This window comes from Streptomyces glaucosporus, from assembly GCF_039533345.1.
GTDB lineage: Bacteria > Actinomycetota > Actinomycetes > Streptomycetales > Streptomycetaceae > Streptomyces > Streptomyces glaucosporus.
Window position 1 is genome coordinate 394,283 of record NZ_BAAATJ010000003.1, and the last position, 15,806, is coordinate 410,088.

At 73.5% G+C, this 15,806-nt stretch carries 14 protein-coding genes; 8 read left to right on the forward strand and 6 right to left on the reverse strand.

Annotation, left to right across the window (positions count from 1 at the left end; all coding sequences use genetic code 11):
• Positions 1–166: 166 nt before the first annotated feature.
• The gene (locus tag ABD358_RS05985) at positions 167–2,233 is read right to left on the reverse strand and encodes a flotillin family protein (RefSeq protein ID WP_344629774.1); all 2,067 of its coding nucleotides are present in this window, start codon (positions 2,231–2,233) and stop codon (positions 167–169) included.
• 156 nt (positions 2,234–2,389) lie between these two features.
• Complete coding sequence (locus ABD358_RS05990) at positions 2,390–3,025, reverse strand: DUF1449 domain-containing protein (protein ID WP_344629775.1); 636 nt, start codon at positions 3,023–3,025, stop codon at positions 2,390–2,392.
• A gap of 207 nt (positions 3,026–3,232) precedes the next feature.
• On the opposite strand from ABD358_RS05990, the gene ABD358_RS05995 reads away from it, so the two are divergent.
• On the forward strand, positions 3,233–3,655 hold the full coding sequence (locus tag ABD358_RS05995) for a nitroreductase family deazaflavin-dependent oxidoreductase (protein ID WP_344629776.1): 423 nt from the start codon (positions 3,233–3,235) through the stop codon (positions 3,653–3,655).
• A 184-nt stretch (positions 3,656–3,839) separates the two neighbouring features.
• On the opposite strand, the gene ABD358_RS06000 is transcribed toward ABD358_RS05995, so the two are convergent.
• From ABD358_RS06000 to ABD358_RS06010, 3 genes are all read right to left on the reverse strand, one after another.
• Positions 3,840–4,643 (reverse strand): MerR family transcriptional regulator, encoded by an 804-nt coding sequence (locus ABD358_RS06000; RefSeq protein ID WP_344629777.1) that lies wholly within the window; start codon positions 4,641–4,643, stop codon positions 3,840–3,842.
• Positions 4,636–5,166 carry a VOC family protein gene (locus tag ABD358_RS06005; protein ID WP_344629778.1) on the reverse strand — a complete coding sequence of 177 codons (531 nt, stop codon included), beginning with the start codon at positions 5,164–5,166 and terminating at the stop codon, positions 4,636–4,638. The genes ABD358_RS06000 and ABD358_RS06005 overlap by 8 nt, the downstream gene beginning before the upstream one ends.
• A 99-nt stretch (positions 5,167–5,265) precedes the next feature.
• Positions 5,266–6,375, reverse strand: a complete 1,110-nt coding sequence (locus tag ABD358_RS06010) for a PucR family transcriptional regulator (RefSeq protein WP_344629779.1) — start codon at positions 6,373–6,375, stop codon at positions 5,266–5,268.
• A 324-nt stretch (positions 6,376–6,699) separates the two neighbouring features.
• Here ABD358_RS06010 and nhaA point away from each other — a divergent pair, with 324 nt between their 5' ends.
• Positions 6,700–8,043 (forward strand): Na+/H+ antiporter NhaA, encoded by a 1,344-nt coding sequence (gene nhaA, locus ABD358_RS06015; RefSeq protein WP_344629780.1) that lies wholly within the window; start codon positions 6,700–6,702, stop codon positions 8,041–8,043.
• A 69-nt stretch (positions 8,044–8,112) separates the two neighbouring features.
• Here the strand turns inward: nhaA and ABD358_RS06020 are convergent, their stop codons facing one another.
• Complete coding sequence (locus ABD358_RS06020; RefSeq protein ID WP_344629781.1) at positions 8,113–8,892, reverse strand: DUF4328 domain-containing protein; 780 nt, start codon at positions 8,890–8,892, stop codon at positions 8,113–8,115.
• Positions 8,893–9,234: 342 nt separating this feature from the next.
• Between ABD358_RS06020 and ABD358_RS06025 the strand changes: the two genes are divergently transcribed.
• The 6 genes from ABD358_RS06025 to ABD358_RS06050 all read left to right on the forward strand — a co-directional run.
• Positions 9,235–10,248, forward strand: a complete 1,014-nt coding sequence (locus ABD358_RS06025; protein WP_344629782.1) for a sugar ABC transporter substrate-binding protein — start codon at positions 9,235–9,237, stop codon at positions 10,246–10,248.
• Between the two features lie 5 nt (positions 10,249–10,253).
• Positions 10,254–11,345 (forward strand): ABC transporter permease, encoded by a 1,092-nt coding sequence (locus tag ABD358_RS06030; RefSeq protein WP_344629783.1) that lies wholly within the window; start codon positions 10,254–10,256, stop codon positions 11,343–11,345.
• A 5-nt stretch (positions 11,346–11,350) separates the two neighbouring features.
• On the forward strand, positions 11,351–12,235 hold the full coding sequence (locus ABD358_RS06035) for an ATP-binding cassette domain-containing protein (protein WP_344629784.1): 885 nt from the start codon (positions 11,351–11,353) through the stop codon (positions 12,233–12,235).
• A gap of 96 nt (positions 12,236–12,331) precedes the next feature.
• Complete coding sequence (locus ABD358_RS06040; RefSeq protein WP_344629785.1) at positions 12,332–13,363, forward strand: Gfo/Idh/MocA family protein; 1,032 nt, start codon at positions 12,332–12,334, stop codon at positions 13,361–13,363.
• A 296-nt stretch (positions 13,364–13,659) separates the two neighbouring features.
• Positions 13,660–13,887 (forward strand): heavy-metal-associated domain-containing protein, encoded by a 228-nt coding sequence (locus tag ABD358_RS06045; RefSeq protein ID WP_425576255.1) that lies wholly within the window; start codon positions 13,660–13,662, stop codon positions 13,885–13,887.
• Positions 13,888–13,993: 106 nt separating this feature from the next.
• Positions 13,994–15,806: heavy metal translocating P-type ATPase (locus ABD358_RS06050; RefSeq protein ID WP_344629787.1), on the forward strand; the 1,813-nt coding region annotated here is incomplete at its 3' end.

Below are 15,806 nucleotides of genomic sequence, written 5' to 3' on the forward strand. Positions count from 1 at the left end.
TCCAGCCGCGTCTCCTCCGGGTTCGCCGCGGCTCGGTTCTCCACGTCTCGTCAACTCCTCGCTCGCCAGGGGCGTTCGTCCGGGGTGTCGCCCGGGGTGTGCGCTGTGGGATGCGCGGGGCGGGCGCGCCGGCCGGCGGGCACACGGGCCCGCCGGCCGGTCCGGGTCACCGGGCCGCCGGCGTCCCGTTGGCGGCGGCGGCCCGTCCCGCCGCGCCCGCCGCGCCCGCCGCGCCCGCCAGGGCCGACAGCGGCAGGTCGGCCGCGCCCGAGCCGCGGACCGCGTCCAGCAGGGCCGACAGCTTCGGCGCGTCGGGCCCGCCCGCGGCGACCAGCCGCGTGAGCAGCCCGGCGAGGGTCAGGTCGCGCAGTCCTCCGGCGCCGAGTCCGGCGACCATGCCGGTGAGGTCCTCGGTGAAGGTGGAGTTCTCCGCGTCGAGCCAGGGGCCCGCCAGGGCCCGGACGGTCTCGCTGCGGCCCACGAAGCCGTCGACGCTCTTCCCGGCCGCTATCGAGCCGACGAGCCTGTCGAAGAAGACGGAGTCCCCGCCGACGATGTCGATGTTGGCGTTCTCCAGGCCGGCGGCGACCAGCGTGGCCTGGGCCTCGGCGATCCGCCGCTGGACGTCGATGCCGGCGATGCGGATCTCCTTCTCCGCCTCCAGCCGCAGGCGGTACTCCTCGTGCTCCCGGCCGGCCTCGTCCAGGCGGGCCATGGCGGCGGCCTTCTCGGTCAGCCCCTCGGCCTCGGCCTTGAGCTTCTCGCGCAGCCCGTCGGCCTTGGCCAGGGCGATATCGCGCTCGGCGACGGCCTCGACCTGCCGGGTCCTGGCGACGGCGTCGGCCATCCGCTCCTTGACCTCGGCCTCGGCGAGCCCTTCGGCGGCGGCCTCGGCCCTCTTCCCCTCGGCGAGCCGGACGGCGGCCTGGGCGTCCAGTTCGGCGGCCTTGCGGCGCGCCTCGGCCATCGTCAGCTCCTCGGCGGCCCGGTGCTCCGCGGCCTGCTCGGCGGCCTCGGCCGCCTTGATGTCCTTCACCAGCCGCTCCTGGGCCTGGGCCTCGGCGGCGATGATCAGGGCCTGGCGCTCGCGCTCGGCCTCCTCGACGGTGCGCAGCTTCTTGATCTCCTCCTCCTGCTGCGCGACGGTCTTCTCCACCGCGATCCGCTCGCGGATCACGTCGGCGATGTCCCGCTTCTCGGCCTCGACCTCCTTGTCGGCGGCGATCCGGCGGAGCTGGGTCTCGCGCTCGCGGGCGATGACCTCCAGCAGGCGGTCCTTCTCGATGCGCTCGTTCTCGATGGCCACCACCCGCTCGCGGTTGAGCTGGGCGACGGCGATCTCGCGTTCGCGGTTCTCGTTCTGGATGCCGAGGGCCTCCTCGGTCTTGATGTGCGCGGCGTGGGCGCGCAGCCGCTCCTCCGCCTGGACGCGGGCGGTCTCGGCCTCCTCGCGGGCGCGGACGGTCTCGATCTCGCGCTTCTGCCGGATCTCGGCGTCGGCCTGGCGGCGCTCCAGCTCCAGGACGGCCTCCCGGGCGTCGACGTTCTGCCGGGTGATCTCCTTCTCCTCCTGGCGCTGGAGCTCGTTGGTGCGCACGTGCTCGGCGGCCGTCAGCTCGGTGATCTTCCGGATGCCCTGGGCGTCGAGGATGTTGTCCGCGTCGAGCTGGGCCAGCGGCGTCTGCTCCAGGTAGTCGATCGCCGCGTCCTCCAGGCTGTAGCCGTTGAGGTCGGTGCCGATGACGGCGATGATCCGGTCGCGGAACTCGTCGCGCTTGGTGTACAGGTCGGCGAAGTCGAGCTGCTTGCCGACGGTCTTGAGGGCCTCGGAGAACTTGGCGTTGAACAGCTCCTGGAGGGTGGCCCGGTCGCTGGCGCGCTCGGTGCCGATGGCCTGGGCGACCTTGACGACGTCCTCGACGGTCTTGTTGACCCGCACGAAGAACGAGATGCGGATGTCGGCGCGGATGTTGTCCTTGCAGATCAGGCCCTCGCTGCCGGTGCGGGCGATCTCGATGGTCTTCACCGAGATGTCCATCACCTCGGCCCGGTGGAGGACCGGCAGGACGACGGTCCCGGTGAAGGTCACGTCGACCTTGCGCATCTTGGAGACGATCAGCGCCTTGCCCTGTTCGACCTTGCGGAACAGGCGGCTGACCACGATCAGCAGGGCGGTGCCCATGAGGAGGAGCACGGCGAGGAGCACGCCGAGACCTGTGGAGATGGCGTCCATGGCGGTGGGTTCCTTGTCGGGTCGTGCGGGCTTGTGAGCTTGTGAGTGCCGGTGCGGGCGCACGGGGACGCGGCGGGGCGTCCGGACGGCGGCTTGCGCGGAAAAGACGCGGGGGGTGCGAAAGGGTGCGGGGTGCCGCGGGCGGGTGCGGCGCGCTCAGCGCGCCGGGCGTTCGGGGGCCGGTGCGGGGTCCCAGGGGGTGACGTGGAAGAACTCGCCGTCGGCGTCGTAGTCGAAGACCAGGGCGGTGCGCCCGGCGCAGAGGGCGGCGGCGTCCTCGCCCCGGGCGCGGACCTGGACCAGCACCGTCGAGCCGTCGTCCGTGGTGATCTCGGCCTGGCCGAAGCGGTGGCTGACGTGGCCGGTGCGGATCGTGCACGTCCGGCCGACGAGGTCGCGGCGGCTGGTCCCGCTCTCGCGGAGCGCCGGCCGGCTCAGCGGGCGGACCAGCAGCCGGGTGCCGCCCCAGGCGGCGAGCAGCGCGGCGGGCAGGACCAGCACGCGCGCCGGGGTGCTCTCGGTCAGGGCGGTACCGCTCAGTGACACGAACCAGGCAAGGGCGATCAGGAGCGACAGGGTGACGGTGACGGGTGCTCCGCCCAGTCCGGCGGCGGCCAGCACCCCCGCCGGGCCGGGTGGCGGCGTGTCGGCGTCGATGCCCTCTCCCCCGTCCAGGACATCGACGCCCACCACCCCCACCAGCACCGACAGCCAGTAGAGGAGCACCACCAGGAGTCCGAACCCGAACAGACTGGCGGGGAAGTCCATGGCGGCACGCATGAACTCGCTCATCTCTCCACCCCCTTGACGGCTGCGGCGCGCTCGTATGTTGACACGTCAGCGTCAACTCCCACATTGCCGGGATCCGGCAGTCTTCACGCCCTGTTCACGTCCGGCAACAGGTGGAACCGCTCCGGACACCGCTGCGGAGCGTCCCCTTCCGGAGGAACCGGCCCTATCGTTCCCGGACGGGAACCGACCGACCGTCAGGAGAAGACCATGGACATCGCGGCGTTCAACCGGCATGTGATCGAGCAGTTCCGGGCCAACGGGGGCAAGGGGATGATCGGCGATCGCATCGACGCCGGGAAACTGCTGCTGCTCACGCACACCGGCGCCCGGAGCGGGAAGCGCCGGACCACCCCGCTGATGTTCCTCCGCCTGAACGGCCGGCTGTGCGTCATCGCCTCCGCCAACGGGGCGCCGCGCCACCCGGACTGGTACCGCAACGTGGTCGCCCACCCCGCCGTGACCGTCGAGATCGGGGACGAGGAGTTCCCGGCGACCGCCGTCGTGCCCTCGGGACGGGAACGGGACGAGCTGTTCGAGGAGGCCGTGCGGCAGCAGCCGTTCTTCACCGAGCACCAGAGCCGCGCGGGACGGACGATCCCGGTGGTCGAGCTGCGCCGCGCGGACGCCTGACCTCCGCCCCTCCCGCACCCGAGCGCCTCCCGCCCGGCCGTACCCGTTCACGAAGTCGGCCGAGGCCGGCCGCGGTCGGCCGATCGGCCGCCGGGGGCCGTGGGGTGCCCCACCGCGGCGCTCGACGCCCGGCCCGAGCGCCGCGGTGGGGCACCCCACGGGTACGGGCTTCCGGCCCCGCGCCCTACTCCCAGGTCGCGGTGTCGGGGTCGATGCCGTGGGCACGCGCGTCGGCGTCGATGATCCGGCGGAACCACGTGGCCAGGCCGGCGCGGATGCCGTCGTAGTGGGCGGCGAACCCCGGATCGGTCTCGAACATGCGGCCGAGGCAGACCTGCATCTGCCTGGTGAGGGGGAAGTACGAGGCGAAAACCTCGCGGTGCCGCTCGACGAGTCGGTTCGCCTCCGGGCTGCCGGGCGTGACGCCGGCGTCCATCGCGTCCCCGAGGGCGCGGTCGAACTCGGCGACGGCGTCGGCGACGGCCTGCCACTCCTCCGGACCGCGGGAGGCCGAGCGTTCGGCGTACTGCCGCCATTGCTCCGTGTCCCCGTAGCGCCGGCGGGCCTGGGCGGACCAGTCCGGGTTCCACCGGGGGCCGAAGATCGCGGCCTGCTGCTCGGCGGTCAGCAGCAGGCCGCGCTCGTGGGCGTCGATCATCCGGTCCAGTCCGGCGCCGAGCCGCCGGAGGCGCTCGATCCGTTCGGCGACCTGGGCGCGCTGCGCGCGCAGCGCGCCGGGCACGTCCGCGGTCGAGTCGTCCAGGACGCTCCGGATCCCGTCCAGGCCGAGACCGAGTTCGCGGTAGACGACGATGCGGTGCAGGCGTTCCAGGTCGCCGGCGGTGTAGAGCCGGTATCCGGCAGCCGTGCGCAGCGACGGCCGCGCCAGGCCGATCTCGTCCCAGTGGTGCAGCGCGCGGACCGTCACGCCCAGACGCGCCGAGACCTGGCCGACGGTCAGGCCGTCGGCGTCAGCGGCATCAGGCATGCCCCTCATTGTCGCCGAGTCCCGGCGGGGTGATTCCGACGGCCGCAAGGTTCCGCGCCTCCTGGCTGTCCGGGTCGAAGGGCTTCGCCGCGGTGAAGACGATCCGGGCGTTCTCGGGGGTGATCACCTCCACGTCACGGGTGTTCCAGGGGGTGTCCCGCGGACCGTCGACCGAGTCCGGGCGCAGCGCACGACAGGCCTCGACGAGGGGATCGACCTGGCTGAGCACGCACGCGAAACTGAGGCCGATCGCCGGCGCCCGCTCCGGAACGCTCTCCTCCGCAACCAGGAGCACGTCCTGGAACGCCCAGCGGCGCAGATGCACGAGCCGGCCGGGGATGCCGAACAGTTCGAAGAACCCGAGCCCGCGAGTCCAGAAGTCCACCGACGCCGCCAGGTCGTCCGTGGGGATCGTCGCGAACGCGGGCATTCCGTAGATGCCGCGGAACGGCTCCGGCGGAACCGCGTCCGGGCCGGGGGCGGGCACGGGGCTGATGTCGAAAGCGTTGTAGTGGTCGCTCATGCACCCCACCCTCAGGCCTCACGCAACGTGAGGGTCAAGCCGGATTCGTGATTTCCTCCCCGCCGCCGACCGCGCGGCCGCCGGCGGGACCGGGTACGCCTAGAGCGGCTTGTCGGGCCAGCCCAGCAGCCGGGCGCCCATCGCGGCGGTCTCCAGGGTGTAGCGCTGGAGACCGTCGCCCGGGTCGTAGCCGGTCAGGGTGCGGATGCGCGCCAGGCGGTACGTCAGGGTCCGCACGCTCACGCCCAGCCGGCGGGCGGCCTCGGCGTTCACGTAGCCGGCCGCCGAGCACATCGCCAGGGTGTCCAGCAGCGGCTTGGCGCCGCCGCGGGCCTGGGTGAGCGGGCCCAGGACGCTCCGCACCAGGTCGGCCATCGCCGCGCGGTCGCGCAGCAGCACGGGGAAGACCAGCAGTTCCGAGGCGTTGAGCCGGACTCCCTCCAGGTCGAGCCGGTCGGCGACGTCGAGGGCGGTCAGCGCCTCCTCGTAGGAGCGCACCACACCGCTCGGTCCGCTGTGGCCGCGGCCGATCGCCACGCGCCGGGCCGGCGGGTACCCGGGGCCGGGATTCTCGGCGAGGCGGGCGAAGGCGTCCAGCACCGCCCGCTCCGCGCTGGCGGCGATGCACACCAGCCGCCCCTCCTTGCTGGCCAGCAGCACGTCGCGTTCGCCGAAGCGGGCCACCAGCTCGCGCTCGATGCGGCGGACGGCGGGGTGGACGTCGTCGTACTTCTCGGTGCCCGCGGCCACCGCGACCACGTGCGCGCGGGCCAGTCGCAGACCGAAGCGCTGGGCCCGCTCGGCGAGCCGGCCCAGGTCGCTGCGGCCGTAGAGCAGGTCGTCCACGAACTCGCGGCGCTCGGCCTCCTCCTGCCGCACGACCAGCCGCTGGGCCCGCTCGTGCCCCTCGCCGAGCGCGGCGACGACGGCCTCGACGGCGGCCAGCAGCGCGTCCCCCGTGCGGGCCCGCTCCGCGGCCGTGGCCGACCGGGCGACCCCGGGCAGGGTGCCCCACAGCCGCCGCGTCTCGGACAGGTAGAGGCCGACCAGTTCGCGCAGACCGTGGCCCGCCTCGGCGGCGCGCTCGCCCACCTCGCGGGAGGCGTCGAGTTCGGCGCGGCGCGGCAGCCGCCCGGTCTCGGAGACCTCCGCGAGCAGGACGGGGTAGTCGCCGAGGTAGGAGTCGGGTATTCCGCCGCGCTTCCTCATCCGGGCCCGGCCCTCCGTCCCTCGTTCCAAACCCTCCGTGCCGGGCCGTGCAGCCCGGGTCACCGGGCACAGCGTACGGCCCCGGGCCGCCGGGGCGCGGCGCGCGGGACGGCGGGGACGGGCCGCGGCCGGGGGCGGTGGGAGCGCGCCCACCCCGGATGCCGCCTCCCCCGCGGGTATGACCGGACGTCTGTACGGGTACGGTGGAGGGGGCTGCCGCATGATCAACCGCGTCGGCTCGTTCCATATCTTCATAGGTGTGCCGGGAAGTCTGGTCGGCGACGTTCCACCCCTGTCCGCGAACCGACTCCGAAAGGCCCGCCCATGTCGTCTCCCCCCAAGCAGCGCACGTCCCTGTTCGGCCTGCCCCCCTTCCAGGAGCGGCGCTTCCTGCTGGACGCGCTGCGCACCGAGACCGTCGGCGGCATGGTGCTGCTCGCCGCGGCCGTGGTGGCGCTGGTGTGGGCGAACTCCCCGTGGGGGGACGTGTACGAGTCCGTCCGCGACTTCCACTTCGGCATCCCCGAGCTCCACCTCGACCTGTCGGTGGGCCACTGGGCGTCGGACGGCCTCCTGACGATCTTCTTCTTCGTCGCCGGCATCGAGCTGAAGCGCGAACTCCTCCTGGGCGAGCTGCGGCGTCCGGCCGCGGCGGCGCTCCCGGTGGTCGCCGCGGTCTGCGGCATGGTGGTGCCCGCCCTGTTCTACGTGGCCGTCAACGCCGCGGGCGGCGGGCAGATGGACGGCTGGGCCGTGCCGATGGCCACCGACATCGCCTTCGCGCTCGGCGTGCTCGCCGTGATCGGCACCAACCTGCCCTCCGGCATCCGGGCGTTCCTGCTCACCCTCGCCATCGTCGACGACCTCGGCGCGATCATCGTCATCGCCGTCTTCTACACCTCCGCCCTCAACCTGACCGCCCTGGCCGGGGCCCTGGCCGGACTGGCGGTGTTCTGGTTCCTCCACCAGAGGCTGCGGGTGCGGGGCTGGTACGTGTACGTGCCGCTCGGCGTCGTCATCTGGGCGCTGATGCACGCCAGCGGGGTGCACGCCACCATCGCCGGCGTCGCGATGGGCATGCTGCTGCGGGTCGTCCCGCTCAAGGGAAGCGAGGGCTACCCGGCCGAGAAGGAGTCCCCGGCCGAGCGGATCGAGCACCTGGTGCGGCCCCTGTCGGCCGGCTTCGCGGTCCCGGTGTTCGCCCTGTTCTCGGCGGGCGTGGGCATCTCCGGCGGCGCGCTGGCCGAGACCTTCCGCCAGCCCGAGGCGCTGGGCGTGATGATCGGCCTGTTCCTCGGCAAGCTCGTCGGGGTCTTCGGCGGCACCTACCTGGCCGCCCGCTTCACCCGGGCCCAGCTCAGCAAGGACCTGGCCTGGGCGGACCTGGCGGGCGTCGCGATGCTCGCCGGGATCGGCTTCACCGTCTCGCTGCTGGTGGGCGAACTGGCCTTCACCGACGCCGAGACCGCCGAGCACGTCAAGGCGGCGGTCCTGATCGGCTCGCTGGTCTCCGCGCTCTTCGCCTGCGTCTTCCTCCGGGCCCGCAACGCCAAGTACAAGCGGCTGTGGGAGGAGGAGAACCGGGACGAGGACCACGACAACATCCCGGACGTCTACCAGCGGCCCTCCGGCGCGACCCGTGAGGACACCGTCGGGCGCGAGGGCTGACAGGCCGGCCCGGCCGGCCTCGCGGGCCGGCCGGCGCCCCGTGCCCGGTCCGGGCACGGGGACGGATGGTCACCGCGCGGTCGGCTCCGCGGCGAGCGCCAGGCGGTGCGCGTGGAGGGCGTACTGCATGCCGGTCAGCCGGCGGACGAAGCGGATCGCCAGCACGGCGGCGAGAACGCCGACGCCCCCGGAGAGGGCGTTGAGGACGGCGGCGCCCCCGGCCTCCTGGAAGGTCTCGGCCTCCTCGTACCAGGCGCCCGCGATCCCGGAGAGGACGTTCGCGGCCAGCCACAGGGCCCACCAGGCGTTCAGCGGCCCCCTGGACGCCCGGTAGCGGACCGTGCCGTCCGCGCCGGGCGGGCTGCTGGCGTCCCAGACGTCATCGGCGATCCTCTTGGGGAGCCAGAGGTTGGCCACCGGTACGAACCAGGCGCCCACCGCCCAGCCGGCGCCCATCCGCTGCCCCGCCGCGTCGAACGCCTCGGCGTTGAGGCGGGAGCGGTGGAACCACATCAGGAACGGGATCGCCGTCGCCACCAGGGCGAGGGTCCACAGGAGGCCCGGGGCCGCGTACAGCAGGTCCGCCGGCATCAGCGGGTCGGCGCCGTACCGCGGCGAGCCGGCCTCCCCCCGGACGAGCGTGTACCGCCAGACGCTCACGGCGAGCGAGAACGCGTCCGCCGCCGCGCACACCCCGAGCAGCGCCACGGTGACGGCCGCCAGGGTGCGGGTGGGCTCGAAGCGCAGGTGGGGCGGGGTCTCCCGCTGTACGCGCCGCTCCCCGGCCCGGGCCTCCCGCTCGGACAGCACCCACCACGGCTGCCCGTCCGGCGCGTCTGCCTCCGCCATCGGCCTCCCCTCCCCCTCGGCGATCGTCCGCCGCACCCTACCGGGCGGGACCGGCGGCGGCTCCTCGCGCACGGACATGCCGCCACCCCCCGTCCATAATTTGTCGTTACATAAGGACGTCCGGACCGCTTCCGCGCAATGTTATCGGCCTGTTACGTCAAGATGAAGTGTTGTCATGACAAAGTATGGGCAGTCGAGCGTTCAAGGAGCCGCCCCCTCCGGCGCGGAGGCGCGCCCGGTCCAGCGGCCGGAAGCGCCCCCGGCGCGCGGGACGCGCTCCCCACCGCCCGGCCGACCCGGTCCCTCTTTCCGTTCACTCCACCAGCGAGGTGCAGGACGACCATGAACCGCACCATCCGTCACGCCCGCAGAACCGCCTTCGCAGCCGCCTGCGCGGCGGGCGTTCTGGTCCTCGCCGGCTGTTCCAGCAGTTCCGGCGGCAAGAAGGCGCAGGAAGCCCAGGAGGAGGCGTCCACCGGCCGGGCGGACACCCCCCGTATGAAGATCGCCCTGGTCACCCACTCCGCCCCCGGCGACACCTTCTGGGACCTGGTCCGCAAGGGCGCCCAGACGGCGGCCGCCAAGGACAACGTCGAGCTGGTGTACTCCAGCGACCCCAAGGCGTCCGAGCAGGCCAACCTCGTCCAGAACGCCATCGACCAGAAGGTCGACGGCATAGCCGTCACCCTGGCCAAGCCCGACGCCATGAAGTCCGCCGTCGCCAAGGCGCGCAAGGCGGGCATCCCGGTCGTCGCCCTCAACGCCGGCCTGGACTCCTGGAAGGAGCAGGGCGCGCTCTCCTTCTTCGGGCAGGACGACCGGGTCGCGGGCGAGGCGTTCGGGGAGAAGCTCAACGAACTGGGGGCCGGGCGCAGCCTCTGCGTGATCCACGAGCAGGGCCACGTGGGCCTGGAGGGACGCTGCGCCGGCGTCGAGGAGACCTTCGAGGGCGAGATCGAGACCCTCTACGTCAACGGCACCGACATGCCCTCGGTGAAGTCCACCATCGCGGCCAAGCTGCGCCAGGACTCCTCCATCGACTACGTCGTCACCCTGGGCGCGCCCTTCGCCATGACCGCCGTCCAGTCGGTGGACGAGTCGGGCAGCGAGGCGAAGGTCGCCACCTTCGACCTCAACAAGGACCTGGTCGAGGCGGTCGAGGACGGCGACATCGAGTTCGCCGTCGACCAGCAGCCCTACCTCCAGGGCTACCTGGCCGTCGACGCCCTCTGGCTCCACCGGACCAACGGCAACTACAGCGGCGGCGGCCGGGAACCGGTCCTGACCGGGCCGGCGTTCGTCGACAGGAGCAACGTCGAGGACATCGCCGGGTTCGCCGAGAAGGGAACCCGGTGACCGGCATGTCCCAGGCAGCCACTCCCGCGGCCCCCGTCCCCGCCGCGGCGGAGGAGGCGCCGGTCCCGGTCCCCGGCCGGGACCGGGACGGCCGCACCGCCGAGCGCTCCCTGCTGCGCCGGCTGCTGGGCCGCCCCGAGATCGGCGCGCTCATCGGCGCGATCGCCGTCTACGCCTTCTTCTTCGCCGCCGCCCCGGCCTTCCGCCAGATCGACTCCACGGCCACCGTGCTCTACCAGGCCTCGACCATGGGCATCATGGCGCTGGCCGTGGCCCTGCTGATGATCGGCGGCGAGTTCGACCTGTCCGCCGGCGTCGCGGTGACCAGCTCCGCTCTGACGGCGGCCATCCTCAGCTTCCAGCTCACCCTGAACGTCTGGTCGGGCGTCGTCGTCGCCCTGGTCTTCTCCCTGGCGGTCGGCGCGCTCAACGGGTTCCTGCTGGTCAGGACGGGGCTGCCGAGCTTCCTCGTCACGCTCGGCACCTTCCTGATGCTCCAGGGCCTCAACCTGGCGATCACCAAGCTGTTCACCGACAACGTCGCCAGCGACTCCATCCGCGACATGGACGGCTTCGACCAGGCGAAGGCCGTCTTCGCCTCGGAGATCACCGTCGGCGGGGTCGATGTCAAGATCACCGTGCTGTGGTGGCTGCTCTTCGCGGCCCTCGCCACCTGGCTGCTGCTGCGCACCAGGTACGGCAACTGGGTCTTCGCGGTCGGCGGCGACCAGGACAGCGCCCGCGCCGTCGGCGTCCCCGTCACCTTCACCAAGGTCACGCTGTTCATGGGAGTCGGGTTCGCCGCCTGGTTCGTCGGGATGCACCTGCTGTTCTCGTTCAGCACCGTCCAGGCGTCCGAGGGCGTCGGCAACGAGTTCCTGTACATCATCGCCGCGGTGATCGGCGGCTGCCTGCTCACCGGCGGCTACGGCTCCGCGGCCGGGGCGGTGATCGGCGCCCTCATCTTCGGCATGGTCTCCCAGGGCATCGTCTACGCGAACTGGAACCCGGACTGGTTCAAGTTCTTCCTCGGCGTCATGCTCCTGTTCGCGACTCTCGTCAATCTGTGGGTCCGCCGCTCGGCGACCAGGAGGTGACCCCCATGGCAACCACCGGAACCACCGGAAGCGCCGAGGGCGCCGGCGCCGAGCCGGTCGTCGTCCTCCGGAACGTCGGGAAGTCCTACGGCAACGTCCACGCGCTGCGCGGGGTGGACCTCCAGGTGCGCCCCGGCCGGGTGAGCTGCGTCCTCGGCGACAACGGCGCGGGCAAGTCCACCCTCATCAAGATCGTCTCCGGGCTGCACCGGCACACCGAGGGCGAGTACCTGATCGACGGCGAACCGGTGCGCCTCTCCGGCCCCCGCGAAGCCCTGGAACGCGGCATCGCCACCGTCTACCAGGACCTGGCCACCGTGCCGCTGATGCCGGTGTGGCGGAACTTCTTCCTCGGCTCGGAGCTCACCCGCGGCCCCTGGCCCTTCCGGCGGCTGGACATCGCGAGGATGAAGAGCGTCGCCGACCGGGAGCTGCGCGCCATGGGCATCGTCCTGGACGACCTGGAGCGACCCGTCGGCACCCTCTCCGGCGGCCAGCGGCAGTCCGTGGCCATCGCGCGCGCCGTCCACTTCGGCGCCCGGGTGCTGATCCTGGACGAGCCGACGGCGGCGCTGGGCGTCAAGCAGTCCGGTGTGGTGCTGAAGCACATCGCCGCAGCCCGCGAACGCGGCCTGGGCGTCGTCTTCATCACCCACAACCCGCACCACGCCCATCTGGTCGGCGACCACTTCACGGTGCTGCGCCTGGGGGAGGTCGAACTGGACGCCCCCCGCGAGCGGGTCACCCTGGAGGAGCTCACCCACCACATGGCGGGCGGCTCCGAACTGGCCGCGCTCAGGCACGAACTGGCCCGGGACGGCGGCGTGGACGCGGAGGATCTCCCGGACGGCGCCGCACCGTCCGACGGACCCTCCGCGGCCCGCGCCTGACCCGTCCGGCCCGCGCCTGACCCGTCCGATCCCCGTCCGGTCCCGTCCGGTCCCGTCCGGTCCCGTCCGCGGACCGGTGAGAGGAGTCTTCCGCCCATGGCCGCCAACGGACCGCTCGGCGTGGCGGTGATCGGCGTCGGCACGATGGGAGCCGACCACGTCCGGCGCATCGACGGCGTCGTCGGCGGGGCCCGCGTCGCCGCCGTGGCGGACGTCGACGGCGACCGGGCCCGGGCGGTCGCCGAAACCGTCGAGGGCTGCGCCGCGTACACCGAACCGGCCGCGGCGATCGCGTCCCCCGAGGTGGACGCGGTGCTCATCGCCTCCCCCGGCCCGGCCCACGAGGAGGCGCTGTCGGCCGCCTTCGAACGCGATCTGCCGGTGCTGTGCGAGAAACCCCTCACCCCGGACCCCGACTCCGCGCTGCGCGTGCTGGAGGCCGAACAGCGGCTGGGGCGGCGCCGGGTGCAGGTCGGTTTCATGCGGCGCTTCGACGCCGATTACACGCGGCTGAGGAGGACGCTGGCGGAGGGGGGCCTGGGCCGCCCGCTGATGCTCCACTGCCGCCACCGCAACGTCTCGGTGCACCCGTACTTCACCCGCGAGATGCTGATCACCGACTGCGTGGCGCACGAGATGGACAGCACCCGCTGGCTGCTGGGGCAGGAGATCACCGCCGTCACCGTCCTCCGGCCGGCGCCCGGGTCCGGGCCGTCCGAGGCGCTGGACGACCCCCAGCTGGTGATCTTCGAGACCGACGGCGGCGCGCTCGTCGACGTCGAGATCTTCGCCCACTGCGGCTTCGGCTACCAGGTGCGGACCGAGGCCGTCTGCGAGCGGGGCACCGCCCGCATCGGCGACGACCACGGCATGGTCACCCGGACCGCCGGCCGCTGGGGCGGCGAGATCGCCCAGGGCTACCTGGAGCGCTTCGGCGACGCCTACGACCGCGAGGTGCGGCTGTGGGTGGACGCCGCCCGGCGCGGGGAGGTCACCGGCCCCAGCGCCTGGGACGGCTACGCGGTCGCCGCCGTCAGCCGGGCGGGCGTCGTCGCACAGGCCACCGGGCGGCGCACCCCCGTGGAGATGATCGAACGCCCCGCCTTCTACGGGCCCGGGCGGCGGTGAGACGTCCGGCCGGGACGCGGGCCGCGCCCGCCCCGGCCGGCCGAGCGGGCGAGCGGCTCCCCCTGTTCCGTTCGCCCGCCGGGGCCGGATCCCCGCCGGGGTCCGGCCCCTCCTCCTCTCCCCGGACGTCCCCGGGAACGCCCGGGCCTCCGCCGCGCCTCCGCGCTCCCCTCCCGGAACCCCGGGCGACACAGGGACCGCTCCCCTCCGGGAATACCCCCCAAGGGTATGATGTTCTCCGTTGCCGGGAACGCGTATCCACACGCGGCCCGAGCGTTTCCCAAGACTCCGAGGGAGTGCAAGCCATGAGCACCGTCACCACCACCTACAAGGTCACCGGCATGACCTGCGGCCACTGCGAGGGCGCGGTCACCGCCGAGATCTCCGGGCTCGACGGCGTCACCGACGTGAAGGCCGCCGCCTCCACCGGTCTGGTGACCGTCGTCTCCACCCGCGAGCCCGACGACGACGCCGTGCGCGCCGCCGTCGACGAGGCGGGCTACGAGCTCGTCGGGCGGGCCTGACCGCCTCCGGCACCCGGCCCGGAAGGGGCCGTACCGCCCACCGTGCCGGGAGGGGCGGCCCGGTGCGGCCCCTCCCCGGACCGTCCCACACCCCCACGGAGCCACCATGAGCAGCACCACCTCCGAGGCCCCGGCGTCCACCACCGAGATCGAACTCGCCATCGGCGGGATGACCTGCGCCGCCTGCGCCACCCGCGTCGAGAAGAAGCTCAACCGGATGGACGGCGTGACCGCCACGGTCAACCTCGCCACGGAGAAGGCCCGCATCACCTGCGCCGGCGGGGTCACCGTGGACGACCTGATCGCCACGGTCGAGAGAACCGGCTACACCGCCCGGCTCCCCGAACCGCCCGCCCCCGCCGGAGAGCCGGACGGCGGCGGCACGGGGAGCGGCGGGGGCGGCGACCGCGAGCCGGACGCGCTGCGCCGCCGCTTCCTGGTCTCGCTGACGCTGTCCCTGCCCGTCGTGCTGCTGTCGATGGTTCCCGCCCTGCAGTTCGACAACTGGCAGTGGCTCTGTCTGACCCTCGCCGCGCCCGTGGTGGTCTGGGGCGCGCTGCCCTTCCACCGGGCCGCCTGGACCAACCTCCGGCACGGCGCCGCCACCATGGACACCCTCGTCTCGGTGGGCACCTCGGCCGCCTTCGGCTGGTCGCTGTGGGCGCTGTTCCTCGGCGACGCCGGCATGCCCGGGATGCGGCACGGCTTCGACCTGACGGTCTCCCGCGCGGACGCCTCCTCGGCCCTCTACCTGGAGGTCGCGGCCGGGGTGACCACGTTCATCCTGCTCGGCCGCTGGATGGAGGCGCGTTCGAGGCGGAGCGCGGGCGCGGCCCTGCGCGCCCTGCTGGAACTGGGCGCCAAGGAGGTCACCGTCCTGCGGGGAGGCCGCGAGGTGCCGGTGCCCGTCTCCGAGCTGAGGCCCGGAGACCGGTTCGTGGTCCGTCCCGGCGAGAAGATCGCCACGGACGGCACCGTCGTCGAGGGCTCCTCCGCGGTGGACGCCTCCATGCTCACCGGCGAGTCGGTACCGGTGGACGTCTCGGCGGGCGACCCGGTGACCGGGGCGACCGTCAACACCTCCGGGCGGCTGGTCGTCGAGGCCACCCGGGTCGGCGCGGACACCCAGCTCGCCCGGATGGCGAAGCTGGTCGAGGACGCCCAGAGCGGCAAGGCCGAGGTGCAGCGCCTCGCCGACCGCGTCTCGGCGGTCTTCGTCCCCGTCGTGCTGCTGATCTCGCTGGGCACCCTCGGCTACTGGCTCGGCACCGGCCAGGGGCCGGCCGCCGCGTTCACCGCCGCCGTCGCCGTCCTGATCATCGCCTGCCCCTGCGCCCTGGGCCTGGCCACCCCCACCGCGCTGCTGGTCGGCACCGGACGCGGCGCCCAGCTCGGCATCCTCATCAAGGGCCCCGAGGTGCTGGAGTCCACCCGGCGCGTGGACACCGTCGTCCTGGACAAGACCGGCACCGTCACCACCGGGAAGATGACCCTCCTGGCCGTCCACACCGCCGACGGCGAGGACGAGGAGACGGTGCTGCGACTGGCCGGCGCCCTGGAGCACGCCTCCGAGCACCCCATCGCCCGGGCGATCGCGGCGGGCGCGCGGGAGCGCGTGGGGGCGCTCCCGGGTGTCGAGGACTTCGAGAACATCGCCGGGCTCGGCGTGCGGGGCACCGTCGACGGCCGGAAGGTACTCGCGGGACGGGAGGGACTCCTCGCGGAGAACGCCCTGGAGACCCCCCGGGAACTGGCCGAGGCCCGCACCGCGGCGGAGGCCGGGGGCCGCACCGCGGTCACGGTCGCCTGGGACGGGGCGGTGCGCGCCGTCCTGGAAGTGGCGGACGCGGTCAAGCCCACCAGCGCCGAGGCCGTCGCCCGGTTCCGCGCCCTGGGCCTCACCCCGGTCCTGCTCACCG

Bases quoted from the DNA above. Each gene is read 5' to 3' on its own strand.
- ABD358_RS05985 (WP_344629774.1), bottom strand. From the start codon at position 2,233: ATGGACGCCATCTCCACAGGTCTCGGCGTGCTCCTCGCCGTGCTCCTC.
- ABD358_RS05990 (WP_344629775.1), bottom strand. From the start codon at position 3,025: ATGAGCGAGTTCATGCGTGCCGCCATGGACTTCCCCGCCAGTCTGTTC.
- ABD358_RS05995 (WP_344629776.1), top strand. From the start codon at position 3,233: ATGGACATCGCGGCGTTCAACCGGCATGTGATCGAGCAGTTCCGGGCC.
- ABD358_RS06000 (WP_344629777.1), bottom strand. From the start codon at position 4,643: ATGCCTGATGCCGCTGACGCCGACGGCCTGACCGTCGGCCAGGTCTCG.
- ABD358_RS06005 (WP_344629778.1), bottom strand. From the start codon at position 5,166: ATGAGCGACCACTACAACGCTTTCGACATCAGCCCCGTGCCCGCCCCC.
- ABD358_RS06010 (WP_344629779.1), bottom strand. From the start codon at position 6,375: ATGAGGAAGCGCGGCGGAATACCCGACTCCTACCTCGGCGACTACCCC.
- nhaA (WP_344629780.1), top strand. From the start codon at position 6,700: ATGTCGTCTCCCCCCAAGCAGCGCACGTCCCTGTTCGGCCTGCCCCCC.
- ABD358_RS06020 (WP_344629781.1), bottom strand. From the start codon at position 8,892: ATGGCGGAGGCAGACGCGCCGGACGGGCAGCCGTGGTGGGTGCTGTCC.
- ABD358_RS06025 (WP_344629782.1), top strand. From the start codon at position 9,235: ATGAACCGCACCATCCGTCACGCCCGCAGAACCGCCTTCGCAGCCGCC.
- ABD358_RS06030 (WP_344629783.1), top strand. From the start codon at position 10,254: ATGTCCCAGGCAGCCACTCCCGCGGCCCCCGTCCCCGCCGCGGCGGAG.
- ABD358_RS06035 (WP_344629784.1), top strand. From the start codon at position 11,351: ATGGCAACCACCGGAACCACCGGAAGCGCCGAGGGCGCCGGCGCCGAG.
- ABD358_RS06040 (WP_344629785.1), top strand. From the start codon at position 12,332: ATGGCCGCCAACGGACCGCTCGGCGTGGCGGTGATCGGCGTCGGCACG.